This is a genomic window from Novosphingobium sp. HNCC26BN242 (assembly GCF_057180525.1).
In genome coordinates this window covers 999,907-1,015,037 of the sequence record NZ_JBXUGM010000001.1, presented here as the reverse complement: position 1 = coordinate 1,015,037, position 15,131 = coordinate 999,907, and the positions used below count along the sequence as shown (strand labels likewise).

Genomic DNA, 15,131 nt, shown 5'->3' with positions numbered 1-15,131 from the left:
CGAGACACCGCCCCCTGTGTCTGGACTTCGCTCGACACGAACGGATCATTGGGGCATTAAAATGGTAGAACAACGCAAGGTCATTGCTTCACCAATGTCACTTGACTGACATTGATCCCACCGCCCCGGAAGCCACCTTCGCAATACATCAGATAGTAGCGCCACAAGTCGATAAAGCGCTGATCAAAGCCCGCTGGGAGCCGCTGTTCTTCCACTGCGCGATCCAGCGCATCGCGCCACAGCTTCAGGGTGCGGGCATAGTCTGGGCCAAAATCCTCTCGTTCTTGCCAGGTCAGGCCACGTTCGGCCGCTAGCCGCGCAAATTCGCGCTCGCTGATCAACAGGCCGCCGGGGAAGACATAGGCCTGAATGAAATCGGCGCTGGCGGCATAGGCCGGGAACAGATCATCGCGGATGGTGATATATTGCAATGCCGCGCGGCCACCGGGCCGAAGGCATCGGGCAAGGCAATCGAAGTAGGATGGCCAGTATTCCCGCCCCACGGCTTCGACCATCTCGACACTGGCAATCGCATCGTATTGCCCAGTGGCATCGCGATAGTCCTGATGGCGATAATCGATGCCGGAAAGACCCGAGCCTGCAAGTGCATCCCTCGCCCATTCCAATTGTTCGTCCGACAGGCTGATTCCGATAACCCTTGCGCCTGTGGTTTCGGCAAAGCGCCGCGCCAAATAGCCCCAGCCGCAGCCGACCTCCAGCACTTCGCTGCCGGGTGACAGGTGCAACCGCTGGGCGAGGCGGTCCACCTTGTTAGCCTGCGCCTGTGCCAGCGGGGCATCGGGCGCAATGCCGTGCCACAGCGCGCTCGAATAGCTCATCGATTCATCGAGCCACAGGCGGTAGAAATCGTTGCCCAGATCATAGTGCGCAGCGATATTGCGCCGCGCCTGCGCCTTGGAATTCTTGCGCAGCAGGTTGAGCGCGCGGCCCGCCAGCCGCCATGGCCCTTTGGCTCTGCCAACATCGCCCAGCGTTGCCGCATTGCGCATGAAGAGGTCGAAGATCACCACGGGATCAGGGCTGTCCCATTCCCCTGCAACCCACGCTTCGTACCAGCCGATAGAGCCTGCGGTGCCAAGCCGGATCAGCGCATTCCAGCTCTTCAGGTGGATGCGTGCGACCGGTCCGTCGCCCCGACCGCCCACGCTGTGGTGCGTACCATCGGGCAGGACCGCGTGGATCGTGCCGTGGACCAACCCGCGGTCAATGCGCTCCACCACTTTGCTGAAAGAGCCTGAAAAAAGCTGCGCCAGCCAGCGTCCGGCGGCGGACATGTTCCATCCTCCAGACAGCAAATGTGCGCCCCGCGTAGGGCCTTGCGATGGAGTCTGCGTGGTCATTGGGCCGATATGTCTTCAGGGGAGAAAAGGCGCAAGGTCAGGTTCCCGCCTTCATGGCATCATGTGCAGAAAGGGCACGGGCGCGGGCCTGTGCGTGGGGCACGATCTTGGCCGGATAGCCGCGCGGCGGAAAGACCGGATCGTGAATATCGGCATCGGACAACTGCGCCAACTCGGGCACCCATCTGCGGATATATCCTGCCGCATCGAACTTGGGCGATTGCGTGAGCGGGGCCATGATCCGCACGAACATGTTTGAATCAACGCCGGTGCCCGCCGTCCACTGCCAGTTGACCGCGTTCGAGCCGTAGTCGGCGTCGACCAGCGTATCCCAGAACCACCGCTCACCTTCGCGCCAGTCGATCAGCAGGTGCTTCACCAAAAAGCTGGCCGCAATCATGCGCACGCGATTGTGCATCCAGCCGGTGTGCCACAACTCGCGCATCCCGGCATCGACAATGGGATAGCCGGTGCGGCCCTGCTGCCAAGCCTTCAGATCACCGGCAGCATCGCGCCATTCCAGCCGATCATAGGCTTCACGTGCATTCTTGGTGGCGTAATGGGGGAACTGCACGATCACGTTCTGCGCATAATCGCGCCAGCCCAGTTCGCTAAGAAAGACATCGACCGAGCCACCGGCGGCAGCAGTGCGATGCCAGATCGTGGCCGGGGAGATTTCGCCAAAGTGCAGATGCGGGGACAGGCGCGATGTGCCTTCCTGCGATGGCAGATTGCGGCGTTCGCCATATTGGCGTGCGCGGCTTTCGAAGGCATCGAGCCGGGTGAGCGCGCCGTCTTCACCAGGGGTCCATGCGCTGCGCATGCCGCCTGCCCAATCGGGCTTGGTGGGCAGGAGTGCCAAGTCATTCAGCACATCGCTGCGCGGCCATTGGGCTGGAGCTTCAAGGCGCGTTGGTGCCGGGCTTGGCGGCGCAGGCGGCATGCGCTCTTTGAGGGCGTTCCAGAACGGTGTGTAGATCTTGTAAGGCGCGCCGCTGCCGGTCAGCACCGTGCCTGCGGGGGCAAGGTAATTGCCATGATGCAGCACCAGTTCCATCGCCTTGGCCACTGCCCGTTCGGCATTGCGCCACCACGGTTCGTAATGGTGCAGCGCGTGGACGGTTCGTGCGCCGGTCTCTTGCTGGATCGCCGCTAGTTCCTCATGGCACTTGCCCCGGCGCAGAATCAAGCGTGAACCTCGCTCGCGCAAAGCCGTGTCGAGGCTAGCCAGGCTGTGATGCAGCCACCAGCGCGATGCCCCACCCAAAGCGTGATGGCGCGGCGCATCATCGTCAAGCACATAGACCGGGATAACCGGCCCCGCAGCGGCGGCAGCAAGCAGCGCGGCCTGATCGGCAAGGCGCAGATCGCGGCGGAACCAGACGATGGCAGGATCAGACATGCAAGCGTCTTGGCCTGACCGCGCCGCGCTTTCCAGCCTTCCCAACCTGCCCGTTGGGGCAGGCACGTGCCGATTTCATCGCAAGTTCCCGTCCGTGCCAGTGCATTCAGCATGGCTCAATTGCATTTCGGCGGTAACCGTGAAGCCACTGCGGATTTCGGGGCTGGCAAAGCGGGCATCGCCAAAGGTGACTTGCCCCGCGCAGCCCTTTCTCGCCACAGTGGCAAACGGCATCTGCGACCACGCGAGGAAATCGCGCACTTGCGCGTTCGATACCGCAGCGCGCTGGACCACTGGATGGGCCATCCCATCAGGCAAAGGTGGCTGACGGTCCTGTACCTGAGTCAGCGCGACCAGCGGGTTGTAGTTCGCGCGACCAATCACGCCATCCTGCCGCCAAATCACTTCGCGTTGCCAAAAGCGCAAAGGGGCTGGCGATGCAAAGACGCGGTCCGGCACTGGATAGGGTTCGGACATCACCAGTGCGTCATGCGCCAGGCGTGAAATCCCGATGTTGAGCAGGATAAAGCCCATGGCCGCCCCCACTGCCACGCCCGCAGGCCACCCCTTCCCCTTGCGCCGCGCCAGCCAGATGCCAAGGCCGAGGAATGCCAGCAGCCACGGAGCGACGATAAACAGCCCGTCAGTGTGGAACCAGCGCTCGCTGGCCGGTGACATCAGTTGCACAGCATAGACGTTCTGCAGATCGAGCAAGGGATGCGTCAGCGCACCGAGGTAGCATAGCGCCACCAGCCAGCCGATGCGCATGGGCGGGGCGCTTTCCGCAATCCGGCCACGCCGAACCTGCCATCGGTCCAGCAGCCAGAGCAGCCCTGCCAGCAGCGGCGGCATCAGCACCACGCCGCCGACCAGCCCATGCGTGAACCCGCGATGCATTGCCAGCGGTGCCCATGGCACCCAGCCGAAGAACACATCGATATCGGGCATGTTCGCCGCCAGCACGAGCGCTGCGAGCCCCTTGCGCGTGCGGTGCTTCAGGCCCGTTTCGGCCAGCGCCCAGCCAGCAAGGCTGTGAGTGAGGTTATCCAGATGCCGTTCCTGTCGGAATCAAATTTCAACGCTGCCTAGCCCATATCCGCAAAGCTAGCGAGGATCAGGTTCCCGCACAATAATCCTGCAGAACACTTGATTCCGGGCGCACTTGCCCTGCAAGTTGCAAAGGCAAACTTACCGAGATGTCAAAAACGAATCCGGCCAAAGGGATGAGGACCTGCGATGATTGACCAAGCTACCCACTATGTGCGCCCTGACGTGCAGGCCTTCCTGGGCTTTCTGAACGCCACCGCTGCCCCGCCGATGAGCGAGCTTGGCCTTGAAGCAGCCCGCGCCAGCTATCTTGCCATGGGCCAATTGGCCGAAGCCGCGCCGCGGGACCTCGCCGTAATCCGCGATCTGACCTGCCCCGGCCCGGCGGGTGACATTCCGCTGCGCCTATATGATGCGCGCGAGGAGCGTGAAGCCGGCCCGGCAGTGGTGTTTTTCCACGGTGGCGGCTTCGTGATCGGTGATCTGGACAGCCACCACAGCCTTTGCACCGAAATCGCCGCCGAGATCGACCTGCCAGTGATCGCGGTCGATTACCGGCTTGCCCCCGAACACCCCTTCCCCGCAGCGCCTGATGATTGCGAGGCGGCGGCACGCTGGATCGCGGCCAATTCCGCTACGCTTGGCCGGGAAATTACCGGGCTAATACCCATGGGCGATTCGGCAGGCGGCAACCTCGCCATCGTGGTGACGCAAGCTTTGGTGGAACAACCGGCCGCAGTGCCAGTTGTGATGCAAGTGCCGATCTATCCACTGTCGGATGATCGCCCCGATCACGAATCCTTTGCCCACTTTGCCGAAGGGTTCCTGCTGGACGCCCCAACGATGCAATGGTTTGCACAAGCCTATCAGGCTGTTACCGGAGACAAGCGTGCTTATCCGATCTATGGCAACCATTCGACGACACCGCCAACAGTGCTAGTGACCGCGGGCCTCGATCCGATTCGCGATAGCGGCCGGGTCTATGGCGCAGAATTGATCCGGGCCGGAGCCGAAGTCGTCTTCCTTGAAATGAAGGGGACGATCCACGGCTTCACCCAAGTGCGCAAGGCCATACCAAGCGCGCAGGAAGACATGCAGTCGATCTTCAAAGCCATGAGATTGCTGCTGGAAAGGCTAAGATGAACAACGAATTTGCCGGACTTCCCTACCGTCCGTGCGTTGGTGTCATGCTTGTGAACAGCGCCGGGCGCGTGTTCGTGGGCAAGCGGATCGACAACCGGGAGGTTAATGCGGACGCCTGGCAGATGCCCCAGGGTGGTATTGACGAGGGTGAGGAATTGCACCCCGCCGCCCTGCGCGAACTGCAGGAAGAAACCGGCGTCCCGGCGCACCTCGTCACGATCATCGCCGAAAGCCGGGAGGAGCATTTCTATGATCTGCCCGATCTGCTGGTCGGCAAACTGTGGGGTGGAAAGTATCGTGGCCAGCGCCAGAAATGGCTGCTGATGCGCTTTGCTGGCGAGGATTCCGACATCAACCTTGATGCCCACGAACATGCTGAATTCGAAGAATGGAAATGGGTTGAGCCGGATCTGCTGCCCGATCTGATCGTGCCGTTCAAAAAGCGAGTCTATCGGCAAGTGGTGGATGAATTCCGCGATCTGATCTGAGAGGCGCTGGGCGCTTGGGCCTGCATCCTTCGACAAGCTCAGGATGAGCGGAGTTTGAAGTCAGAGCGTTTTGTATTCCGGAGCCCCCGCGCAGGCGGGGGCCTCAGGCCTTTTCCACGACCCTTCTGTAACACGAACGAGGTCCCCGCCTTCGCGGGGACGCTGGCATTTCACTAAGTTTCAGTTATTCTCGATCTTGTCGTCTGTGGTTACGGCCTCTGCCGAAAGCACCTTTGGCGCAGGCCCGCGCGCAATCGCGGCAGATAGCTCTGCCGTTTCAGCGCAGCTTTTTCCACACAGACCTTCAAGCCGGGTCAAATTGCGCTTGGCCTTTTCGACCGCGCCTTTTTCAACCATTGCGCCGCCTTCGCCAGAGATGGCCACGACATTGTTCGGTTCGCGCGAAAGGACCTGCCGGTAGTAATGGATCGCCTTGCCCTGCAGGCCATCCTTGCGCGCGGCATCGGCAAGGCCCAGCAACGCCGGGCTGCTGGCCGGATTGATCACCAGCGCAGCTTCAAAACTGTCGGTAGCAGCAGCGGCATTGCCTTTGGCCAGTTCCACACGCCCGGCATTAAGCAAGGCCTCTACGCGCGGATCTGTAGGCACCGGATTGCGGGCCACACCCATGCTCCCGGTCACGCCAACCACCAGCGAAAGGGCAAGAGCAACGGGGGCGTAGCGCATCAGCAACTCCTTGAGCCGGGAACGCGTACTGAATGAACCGGCTTGCATGACAGTTCAATTAACACGCCGCACGAGTGTTGCGAAGAAAAACCCGTCGGTCCTGTCCCTAAAGGGCACGAGTCGCCAGCCTTGCCGGTGCGGGCGGCCCGCAGGCAGCGGCGGAAGCACAGGCTCCCATTCCGGATTTGCTGCCAGAAAAGCGCCTATCCGGTCCGTCCCCTCGGCATCCAGCAGCGAGCAGACCACATACGTCAGCCGCCCGCCCGGGCGCACCAAAGCAGCCCCTATACCAAGGACATGGGCCTGCATCGCGCAGTAACGATCGATCGCCTTCGCATCGATCCGCCAGCGCGCCTCGGGATTGCGCCGCCAGGTGCCGGTGCCCGAACAGGGCGCATCGATCATTACCGCGTCAGCGCGGCCCTGCAAATCATGCAGCATAGCCAATTCCTGCCCCGGATTGAGCAGGCGCGTTTCCGCCAAAACGCCCGCTCTGCCAGCGCGTTCGGGCAGGCGCGAAAGGCGCGCCCGATCAATGTCACAAGCCAGCAGCGTGCCCCGGTTGGCCATGGCTGCGCCCAGAGCCAGCGTCTTGCCGCCTGCGCCTGCGCACAGGTCCACCACGGCCTCACCGGGCTGAACGTCCAGTGCCATGCAGGCAATCTGGCTGCCCGCGTCCTGCACTTCGAACAGTCCTTCGGCAAACTCAGGCCAGCTTTCGGCCGCCGAGCCCGATGGCAACCGCAAGGCATGGGTTGCAATGGCTGGTTCCGCCTCAACCGGCAAGCGAGCATGCAACTCCTCTCGCGAGATTTTCAGTGTGTTGGCGCGGATATCCAGCGGTGCCCGGCTCAGCAGCGAGGCCTGATCATCGGCATCAAGGCCAGAAGCTGAGAGGCGCTCGACCAACCATTCCGGGGCAATCCCACCATCGGCCACGGTTTCATCCGGCGCAATCGGCGCGGGGCCATAGTTGGAACCATCAAACAGCGCGTGCAATGCCTGATCGTCTGCCGCCAACCGCAGCATGGCCGCCCGGCCCGATCCAGGAACCGGCCCACAGGTCCGGATCGCGCTCCACACCAGTTCCCGGATCGCGCGCCGGTCTTTCGAGCCGACATAGCGCCGCACCCGGAACCACTCTGCCGCAATCCGGTCAGCCGAAGCCCCCTGCCCCCGCGCGGCAGCGATGACGGCGTCCAGCAGATCAATCGCTGCCTGAACGCGCGCGGCGGGCGTCATCGTTTGGGTGCCTGATGCTTCGACAGGCTCAGCATGGGCGGGTCTTGGGGCATTGTCACTAAATCCCGCTCATCTGAGCTTGTCGAAGCTCGCTCATCCTGAGCTTGTCGAAGCCCGCTCATCCTGAGCCTGTCGAAGGACCATCCTGAGCCACCAAAGCCTCAGCTCATCTTGTAATTCGGCGCCTCGCGCGTGATCGTCACGTCGTGAACGTGGCTTTCGCGCAGGCCTGCATTGGTGATGCGCACGAACTGCGCCCGCTTGCGCAAGTCTTCGATCGTGCGGCTGCCGGTATAGCCCATCGCGGCCTTTACGCCGCCGACCAGCTGGTGGACCACATCCTTGGCCGGTCCCTTGAACGGCACTTGGCCCTCGATACCTTCGGGCACCAGCTTCATCTGATCCTTGATATCCTGCTGGAAATAGCGGTCCGCACTGCCGCGCGCCATCGCGCCGACCGAACCCATGCCGCGATAGGACTTATAGGCGCGGCCCTGATAGAGGAACGTCTCGCCCGGGGCTTCTTCAGTGCCTGCCAGCATCGATCCGATCATCACCGTGCTTGCGCCTGCAGCCAGCGCCTTTGCCGCATCTCCAGACGTGCGCAGGCCACCATCGGCAATCACCGGAACGCCGGACTTTTCAGCCTCTTCCGCGCATTCCATCACGGCGGTCAGTTGCGGCACGCCCACACCTGCAACGATGCGCGTGGTGCAGATCGACCCCGGACCGATGCCAACCTTGATCCCGTCAGCCCCGGCATCGACCAAAGAGCGCGCAGCAGCAGCCGTGGCCACGTTGCCTGCGATCACCTGCACCGAATTGGACAGCTTCTTGGCGGCTTCCACCGCGCGCGCCACGTCGCGGTTGTGGCCGTGAGCGGTGTCGATCACCACCACATCGCATTCAGCGTCGATCAGCGCTTGCGTGCGCAGCAGGCCCTTTTCGCCAACCGTGGTGGCTGCGGCCACGCGCAAGCGGCCGGCTGCGTCCTTGGTCGCATTGGGGAAGGTAACAGCCTTTTCGATGTCCTTCACCGTGATCAGGCCGATGCAGTGGAAGGAATCATCCACCACTAGCAGCTTTTCAATCCGGCGCTGATGCAGAAGGCGGCGCGCATCGTCACCGCTTGCGCCCAGTTTCACCGTGGCGAGATTATCGCGCGTCATCAATTCATGCACGGGCTGCAGCGGATTGTCGGCAAAGCGCACGTCGCGATTGGTCAGGATGCCAACCAGCTTGCCCGACGTTTCCACCACCGGAATGCCGCTGATCTTGTGCTGGCGCATCAGCGCCTGCGCTTCGCCCAGCGGCGCATCGGGCGCGATGGTGATGGGGTTGACGACCATGCCGCTTTCAAAGCGCTTGACCGCGCGCACGGCAGCACATTGTTCTTCAATCGAAAGATTGCGGTGAAGCACGCCAATTCCGCCCAGCTGTGCCATGACAATCGCCATGTCCGCTTCGGTCACCGTGTCCATCGCCGAAGAGATCACCGGAATGTTCAGGCTGATCCCCCGGGTCAGCCGGGTGCGCGTATCGGCCATCGAAGGCACGATGTCCGACTCGGCAGGACGCAGCAGCACGTCATCGAAGGTAAGGCCGAGGGGGATATCCATGATGCGCGCCACTTCCAAAAGTCCGGGGAGATTCGTGGCGGCCCATGTAAACAGGAAGGTGCCGGTGCGCTAGGGGCTTTGGGATCAGGGCGTTTGAACGCGCTAGGGTGCCGTGCGCGCAGGCCTGTTTGGGTAGCGCTTCGCATCGGCAAAGGCGCGCACCAGTTCCAATTGCAGGGCCACATCATCGGCCATACCGGCATAGTTGATCGATGCATCCGCCTTGTCGCTGGGGCGGTGATAGGTGTCTTCCATGAACCGCTCAAGCCGATCCATGTTGCCATAGCTGTTGCTGACCATGACCGTGGGGACATCGTGCTTCATCAGCACCCACGAATCCTGCCGCCGGATATAGGCATTGGCTCCATCTCCCGATGCCAGCTTGCGCTTCATCCGCCGCACCACATCGGCAATCAGCGGGTCGAGCCGGGTCTGTCCCTTCCCGACCACGCCGATCGGGCCGCCGGGAGGGACAAGGCCGGTGCTGTCCACATTGAACGCCGCGACAAACCGTTCGAGCGGAACAGGCGGATTCTCAGCAAAGGCGATTGCACCCAGCAGGCCCAGTTCCTCGCCCGTGCTGGCAAGGAAATAGACGTCGCGGTCCAGCGGCTTGCCCTTGGCCAGCGCGCGCGCCGCTTCAGTAATCACGGCAAGGCCAGAGGCATTGTCGATGGCCCCGTTGCAGATCAGGTCCTCGGCAGGGGCCGCCGCACATTCGCCAAAGTGATCCCAATGGGCCAGCACCAGCACCGCCCCCGCCGCCGGGTTGCGGCCCGGCAGCCGCCCGATCAGGTTGTGGGTCTTGATCCGCGTCTCAACGCTGGTCGCCTCGAACGTGGCTGAAATGCCCAAGGCATAAGGCACAAATGCGGGCAAAGCGGCATCGCGGCGCAACTGCGCCAGTGTGGCGTGGGGCGCACCGGCCAGCAGAATCTCTGCCGTGGCGGGCGACATGAACGCCTCGATCTCGCTGCTCAAGCTTTCGCCTGCCACCGCATAGCCCGCCCGCCGCCGCCGTGCGATCACATCTTCCAGCCCGCGTTCAGCATCCAGCACTGTCACGACCGCCAGCGCACCTTTGTCGAGTAGCCGCCCCGCCCGGTCACCCTCTGCATCGGGCAAGACGCCTGCGGGCAAACTGTCGAGCATCACCGCCACACGCCCGGCGAGTTCTGCGCGGCCCGGCGTCCCGCCCGTCGCGTGCCCCACAAACAGCAGCGGCGCTTCCTGCACCAGACTGCGCAGACCCGATGTCACGACGAACACGCTATCTGCGGGAAGTGCAACACGGCGTTTGCCGCGCATGAATGCGGCGCGGGACAGCGCTGGAACCCGCTCGACCAGTTCAACCGGCGCAAACCAGCCACTGCCCGGAATATTCGTGCCCGCCTCAAGCCCGATATCAAACCACTGCCGCGCCAGATAGCGCAGCGTCCTGGTTTCACCCTCGGTCCCCGGCTCCCGACCGCCAAAATCATCGCTTGCCAGCGTTTCCACATGCGCCTTCAACGCGGATTCAAGCGGCGTGGCGCGCTTTGGCCCGGGCGCGGCAGCGGACAGCAGCAGGCTGGCCAGAAGCAAAGCTCCTGCCGACCAACCCCGCAATGCCCCCGAACGCTTCATCGCTGACCCCAAACGCTTCGTCGCAATCCCTTGCTCTCAAAAGCAGCAGCGCAACGCAAGTTCCCAATTGGGCCAGAAAGGATGAACGGGGGTTTACAAATGCCGGGGCGCAAAGCCCTTATTGCGCCACCCAGCCCCCATCGATGTTGTAGTTGGCGCCCGTGATGTTGCGCGCTTCATCGCGGCACAGGAACAGCGCCATGGCCGCGACATCTTCGGGCTGGACGAACTGCTTGGTCGGCTGCCGCTCCAGCAGGACATCGTTCATCACCTGCTCGCGCGTCAGCCCGCGCGCCTTCATCGTATCCGGGATCTGATTCTCAACCAGCGGCGTCCAGACATAGCCGGGGCTGATGCAGTTGGCCGTCACGCCATGCGTGGCCAGTTCCAGCGCCAGCGTCTTGGTCAGCCCAGCAATGCCATGCTTGGCCGAGACATAGGCCGCCTTGAACGGCGAGGCGGTGAGCGAATGGGCCGAGGCCGTGAACAGTATACGCCCCCACCCCTTCGCTTTCATGCCCGGAATGCACAGGCGACAGGCATCGAAAGCCGAGGTCAGGTTGAGCGCGATGATCGCATCCCACTTTTCCACCGGAAATTCCTCAACCGGGGCCACATGCTGCATCCCGGCGTTGTTGATCAGGATGTCGACCGCGCCGAATTCAGCCAGAGCGCTCGCCACCATCGCTTCGGTGCCCTCGCGCTGGGTGAGGTCTCCAGCGGCAAAAATCGCCCGGCCACCGCTAGTTGCGGCCAGTTCTTCGCACAGCGCGGCAATTGCATCAGCATCGCCAAAGCCATTGAGCACGATGTCGGCGCCCTCTGCGGCGATCGCCCGGGCATAGGCAAGGCCAATGCCCGAAGTTGAACCGGTAATGAGCGCGCACTTGCCCTTCAGGAACATTCGATTACTCCGGGAATTCAGGACGGGTTGATGGTACTGGCATTGCGGCACGCTGCCTGCTTGTCCAGTCGCAAGTGCAAAAACAGGGGTAGGCCGATGCGGCTTGATGATTTCGACAACTCGATCAATGTTGAAGACCAGCGCGGTGGCGGCGGGCGGTTCCCGATGGGCGGCGGCGGAAAGCTGGGCTGCGGGTCCATCGTCATCGCACTGATTGCGGCTGTAGTGTTCGGAGTCGATCCCGCTCAGATGCTCGGCACGCTGCAACAGGTTCAGACGCAGGGACCGGTGCAGCAAGAACAGGCGGGCGGCACATCATTGGCCGAAAGCTGTTCCGCCAATGAATTCAGCCGCGAAAGCTGCAACGCGCTGTCATCGCTGAACAAGACATGGACGCCGCTGTTTCAGCAGGCCAACATCGCGTTCCAGCCGCCCAAGCTGGTGTTCTATGCCCAGAACGGCAATTCCGGCTGCGGCGCGGCGCAAAGCGCGATGGGGCCGTTCTATTGTCCCGCAGACAACGGCATCTACATCGATACCGATTTCTACACCCTGATGGACCAGCAGATGGGCGCAGGCGGCGATTTTGCGCGCGTCTATGTGATGGCGCATGAATATGGCCACCATATCCAGAACGTGCTCGGCACCTCCACTCAGATGCGCCAGATGCAGCAGCGCAGCCCCAGCCAGGCCAACCGCCTGTCGGTGGCACTCGAACTTCAGGCCGATTGCTATGCCGGGGTCTGGGCGGGCAAGAACCGTGACCGGATCGAACCCGGCGATATCGAGGAGGGCATGCGCGCTGCGCACCAGATCGGCGATGATGCCCTGATGAAGGCCGCTGGCCGTCGCCCGGCAGAAGAAGGCTTCACCCACGGCAGTTCGGCCCAACGCATGGAATGGCTGCGGCGCGGGCTTGAAACCGCCGATGAGGACCAGTGTGATACCTTCAAATCACTCTGAGCCCCACAAAGGCCTGTAACGTTCAAGGAACCGAAAGGTAGGGCGTGGCGTTTTAGCGGCAAAGGGGAATTCTCAATGCCAAGCTCGATCATCAGACTCACCGTCTTTGCACCGTTGGCGCTCAGCGTAATCCACCCTGCTCAGGCGCAAACCGCCGTCTCGCAGGAAACCGTGACGGCAGGAGATGTCGTCACCAAGCCGCTCAGCGACCTCAATATCAAAAAGGATGCGGTGCCCGAAATCCTCGTGTCAGCCCGCGCAAAACCCTATGACCTGACTGGCATGAAGCGCTGCCCGGCGATTGGGGCGGCCATCGCCAATCTAGATGCGGTGCTCGGCGATGATATCGATGTGGCGCGCGATGATGGCAATGCCACGATCAACATCGGCAATCTGGCCAAATCGGTCGTCGGCTCAATCATTCCCTTCGGTGGCGTAATTCGCGAACTCAGCGGCGCCAACGCACAGCAGCGCATGTGGGAGGAGGCGATCTACGCCGGATCAGTCCGCCGCGCGTTCCTCAAAGGCGTCGGCCAGCAGCGCGGCTGCGCTTACCCTGCCCGCGCTGCCACGGCCAAGGATGCCGCCGCGGTGCATGCTGCCCGTGATGCTGCGGAGGCCAAGGTAAAGCAGGACAAGAAGGACGACAAAGACGAACGCAACGAAACGAAGTATGAAAAGAACCAGTCCGTCAAATTTGAAAGTAAGCCAGTCGTCCAGCGCAGGCAGTAACTTCGCCGAACGCCGCACCGTACCGAACGAAAAGAGGCCGGAGTTACAAACTCCGGCCTCGTTGATGTGTTTGACTTTTTGATCTAGCGCGTGCGCTGATCAGTAAACGCGCTTCTTCGGCTTGATGTACTCGACATCGTCAGTCAGCGTGTATTCGTGGACCGGGCGGTAGTCGATCTTGACCTCGCCACCCTTGCCGCCCCAGCCGTTGAACCAGGCTGCGGTGTGCTTCATCCATTCAGCATCGTTACGATCAGGGAAATCTTCGTGCGCATGGGCGCCACGGCTTTCCTTGCGATTGTATGCCGAATGCATCGTAACCGCAGCCTGGCTGATCAGGTTGTCGAGTTCGAGCGTTTCAACCAGATCGGTGTTCCAGATCAGCGACGTGTCGGACACGTGAATGTCTTCCATGCGCTTGTAGGTGTCGGCCAGCTTGACCTTGCCTTCTGCCATCAGCTCGTCGGTGCGGAACACGGCGGCATGCTGGCTCATCGTGCGCTGCATCTCGATGCGCACTTCGGCCGTGGGCGAACCACCCTTGGCATGGCGGAAGTGATCGAGGCGGGTCAGCGACATTTCGGCGCTGTCCTTGGGCAGAGCATTGTGCGACGTGCCCGGCTTGATCAGTTCCTTGAGGCGCAGGCCCGTAGCGCGACCGAACACCACAAGGTCAATCAGCGAGTTCGAACCGAGGCGGTTTGCGCCGTGGACCGAAACGCAAGCCGCTTCACCCACCGCGAACAGGCCCGGAATGATCGTTTCGGGATTGCCGTCCGCGCCAATGGTCACGACTTCGCCGTGATAATTGCACGGAATTCCGCCCATATTGTAGTGCACGGTCGGCACCACCGGCAACGGCTGACGGGTAAGATCGACGCCTGCAAAAATCTTGCCGCTTTCCGTGATGCCAGGCAGACGCTCGGCCAGAACCTTCTGGTCGATGTGATCGAGGTGAAGGAAGATGTGGTCCTTGTGCGGCCCCACGCCCCGACCTTCGCGGATTTCCAGCGCCATAGACCGCGAAACCACGTCACGCGATGCCAGATCCTTGGCCGATGGAGCGTAGCGCTCCATAAAGCGCTCGCCTTCGGAGTTGGTCAGATAACCACCCTCCCCGCGTGCGCCTTCGGTAATCAGCACGCCCGCGCCGTAGATGCCGGTCGGGTGGAACTGCACGAATTCCATGTCCTGCAGCGGCAGGCCAGCGCGCAGCACCATGCCGCCACCGTCACCCGTGCAGGTGTGGGCCGACGTTGCGGTGAAGTACGAACGGCCATAGCCACCCGTGGCCAGCACCACAGCATGGCTGCGGAAGCGGTGGATCGAACCATCGTCCATGCACAACGCGATCACGCCCCGGCATTCACCGTTTTCCATAATCAGGTCGATGGCGAAGTATTCGATGAAGAAGTCGGCATCGTACTTCAGGCTCTGCTGATAGAGCGCGTGAAGCATTGCGTGGCCGGTACGGTCGGCTGCGGCGCAAGTGCGCTGTACCGGCGGACCTTCGCCCATGTTCTGCATGTGTCCGCCGAACGGGCGCTGATAGATCGTGCCTTCGGGGTTGCGGCTGAACGGCACGCCAGCGTGCTCCAGTTCGTAAACCGCAGCCGGGGCTTCACGCACCATGTATTCGATGGCGTCCTGGTCGCCCAGCCAGTCAGACCCCTTGACGGTGTCGTACATGTGCCAGGTCCAGTGGTCGGGCGAGTTGTTGCCAAGCGAGGCCGCAATGCCACCTTGCGCCGCAACGGTGTGCGAACGCGTCGGGAAGACCTTGGTAATGCAGGCGGTTCGCAGGCCGGCCTGGGCTGAACCCATGGTGGCGCGCAGGCCCGAACCGCCCGCGCCCACGACAACCGTGTCGTAGGTATGGTCGATGATCTTGTAGGCTGGCTGAGTAGAAGTCATGTC

The 15,131-nt window shown here is 62.3% G+C and carries 13 protein-coding genes; 4 read left to right on the top strand and 9 right to left on the bottom strand.

Annotated elements, in window-relative coordinates; all coding sequences use genetic code 11:
- Positions 1–80: 80 nt before the first annotated feature.
- The 3 genes from AC2A1F_RS04785 to AC2A1F_RS04775 all read right to left on the bottom strand — a co-directional run bounded on the left by AC2A1F_RS04785 (position 81) and on the right by AC2A1F_RS04775 (position 3,813).
- A complete protein-coding gene (locus AC2A1F_RS04785) occupies positions 81–1,361 on the bottom strand; it encodes a class I SAM-dependent methyltransferase (RefSeq protein ID WP_484207604.1) in 1,281 nt (426 codons plus the stop codon).
- 37 nt (positions 1,362–1,398) lie between these two features.
- Entirely contained in the window at positions 1,399–2,763 is a 1,365-nt protein-coding gene (locus AC2A1F_RS04780) for a cryptochrome/photolyase family protein (RefSeq protein ID WP_484207603.1), read from the bottom strand.
- A gap of 75 nt (positions 2,764–2,838) precedes the next feature.
- The gene (locus AC2A1F_RS04775) at positions 2,839–3,813 is read right to left on the bottom strand and encodes a metal-dependent hydrolase (protein ID WP_484208169.1); all 975 of its coding nucleotides are present in this window, start codon (positions 3,811–3,813) and stop codon (positions 2,839–2,841) included.
- 186 nt (positions 3,814–3,999) lie between these two features.
- Between AC2A1F_RS04775 and AC2A1F_RS04770 the strand changes: the two genes are divergently transcribed.
- On the top strand, positions 4,000–4,953 hold the full coding sequence (locus AC2A1F_RS04770) for an alpha/beta hydrolase (protein ID WP_484207602.1): 954 nt from the start codon (positions 4,000–4,002) through the stop codon (positions 4,951–4,953).
- Positions 4,950–5,441 (top strand): RNA pyrophosphohydrolase, encoded by a 492-nt coding sequence (locus AC2A1F_RS04765; protein WP_484207601.1) that lies wholly within the window; start codon positions 4,950–4,952, stop codon positions 5,439–5,441. The genes AC2A1F_RS04770 and AC2A1F_RS04765 overlap by 4 nt, the downstream gene beginning before the upstream one ends.
- Before the next feature lie 180 nt (positions 5,442–5,621).
- On the opposite strand, the gene AC2A1F_RS04760 is transcribed toward AC2A1F_RS04765, so the two are convergent.
- From AC2A1F_RS04760 to AC2A1F_RS04740, 5 genes are all read right to left on the bottom strand, one after another.
- Positions 5,622–6,128, bottom strand: coding sequence for a tetratricopeptide repeat protein (locus tag AC2A1F_RS04760; protein WP_484207600.1), 507 nt, complete (start codon positions 6,126–6,128; stop codon positions 5,622–5,624).
- 54 nt (positions 6,129–6,182) lie between these two features.
- Positions 6,183–7,370, bottom strand: coding sequence for an RsmB/NOP family class I SAM-dependent RNA methyltransferase (locus tag AC2A1F_RS04755; protein ID WP_484207599.1), 1,188 nt, complete (start codon positions 7,368–7,370; stop codon positions 6,183–6,185).
- Between the two features lie 161 nt (positions 7,371–7,531).
- Positions 7,532–8,989 carry an IMP dehydrogenase gene (guaB, locus tag AC2A1F_RS04750; protein ID WP_484207598.1) on the bottom strand — a complete coding sequence of 486 codons (1,458 nt, stop codon included), beginning with the start codon at positions 8,987–8,989 and terminating at the stop codon, positions 7,532–7,534.
- A 102-nt stretch (positions 8,990–9,091) separates the two neighbouring features.
- Entirely contained in the window at positions 9,092–10,615 is a 1,524-nt protein-coding gene (locus tag AC2A1F_RS04745; RefSeq protein ID WP_484207597.1) for a M28 family metallopeptidase, read from the bottom strand.
- Between the two features lie 118 nt (positions 10,616–10,733).
- The gene (locus AC2A1F_RS04740) at positions 10,734–11,519 is read right to left on the bottom strand and encodes a 3-hydroxybutyrate dehydrogenase (protein ID WP_484207596.1); all 786 of its coding nucleotides are present in this window, start codon (positions 11,517–11,519) and stop codon (positions 10,734–10,736) included.
- A gap of 96 nt (positions 11,520–11,615) precedes the next feature.
- Here AC2A1F_RS04740 and ypfJ point away from each other — a divergent pair, with 96 nt between their 5' ends.
- The gene (ypfJ, locus tag AC2A1F_RS04735; protein WP_484207595.1) at positions 11,616–12,482 is read left to right on the top strand and encodes a KPN_02809 family neutral zinc metallopeptidase; all 867 of its coding nucleotides are present in this window, start codon (positions 11,616–11,618) and stop codon (positions 12,480–12,482) included.
- A gap of 75 nt (positions 12,483–12,557) precedes the next feature.
- The gene (locus AC2A1F_RS04730) at positions 12,558–13,214 is read left to right on the top strand and encodes a hypothetical protein (RefSeq protein ID WP_484207594.1); all 657 of its coding nucleotides are present in this window, start codon (positions 12,558–12,560) and stop codon (positions 13,212–13,214) included.
- Between the two features lie 99 nt (positions 13,215–13,313).
- Here AC2A1F_RS04730 and sdhA read toward each other — a convergent pair whose 3' ends face one another.
- Entirely contained in the window at positions 13,314–15,128 is a 1,815-nt protein-coding gene (gene sdhA / locus AC2A1F_RS04725) for a succinate dehydrogenase flavoprotein subunit (RefSeq protein ID WP_484207593.1), read from the bottom strand.
- Positions 15,129–15,131: the final 3 nt, after the last annotated feature.

Bases quoted from the DNA above. Each gene is read 5' to 3' on its own strand.
- AC2A1F_RS04770 (WP_484207602.1), top strand. From the start codon at position 4,000: ATGATTGACCAAGCTACCCACTATGTGCGCCCTGACGTGCAGGCCTTC.
- AC2A1F_RS04740 (WP_484207596.1), bottom strand. From the start codon at position 11,519: ATGTTCCTGAAGGGCAAGTGCGCGCTCATTACCGGTTCAACTTCGGGC.
- ypfJ (WP_484207595.1), top strand. From the start codon at position 11,616: ATGCGGCTTGATGATTTCGACAACTCGATCAATGTTGAAGACCAGCGC.
- guaB (WP_484207598.1), bottom strand. From the start codon at position 8,989: ATGGATATCCCCCTCGGCCTTACCTTCGATGACGTGCTGCTGCGTCCT.
- AC2A1F_RS04765 (WP_484207601.1), top strand. From the start codon at position 4,950: ATGAACAACGAATTTGCCGGACTTCCCTACCGTCCGTGCGTTGGTGTC.
- AC2A1F_RS04780 (WP_484207603.1), bottom strand. From the start codon at position 2,763: ATGTCTGATCCTGCCATCGTCTGGTTCCGCCGCGATCTGCGCCTTGCC.
- AC2A1F_RS04745 (WP_484207597.1), bottom strand. From the start codon at position 10,615: ATGAAGCGTTCGGGGGCATTGCGGGGTTGGTCGGCAGGAGCTTTGCTT.
- AC2A1F_RS04730 (WP_484207594.1), top strand. From the start codon at position 12,558: ATGCCAAGCTCGATCATCAGACTCACCGTCTTTGCACCGTTGGCGCTC.
- AC2A1F_RS04755 (WP_484207599.1), bottom strand. From the start codon at position 7,370: ATGACGCCCGCCGCGCGCGTTCAGGCAGCGATTGATCTGCTGGACGCC.
- sdhA (WP_484207593.1), bottom strand. From the start codon at position 15,128: ATGACTTCTACTCAGCCAGCCTACAAGATCATCGACCATACCTACGAC.
- AC2A1F_RS04785 (WP_484207604.1), bottom strand. From the start codon at position 1,361: ATGACCACGCAGACTCCATCGCAAGGCCCTACGCGGGGCGCACATTTG.
- AC2A1F_RS04760 (WP_484207600.1), bottom strand. From the start codon at position 6,128: ATGCGCTACGCCCCCGTTGCTCTTGCCCTTTCGCTGGTGGTTGGCGTG.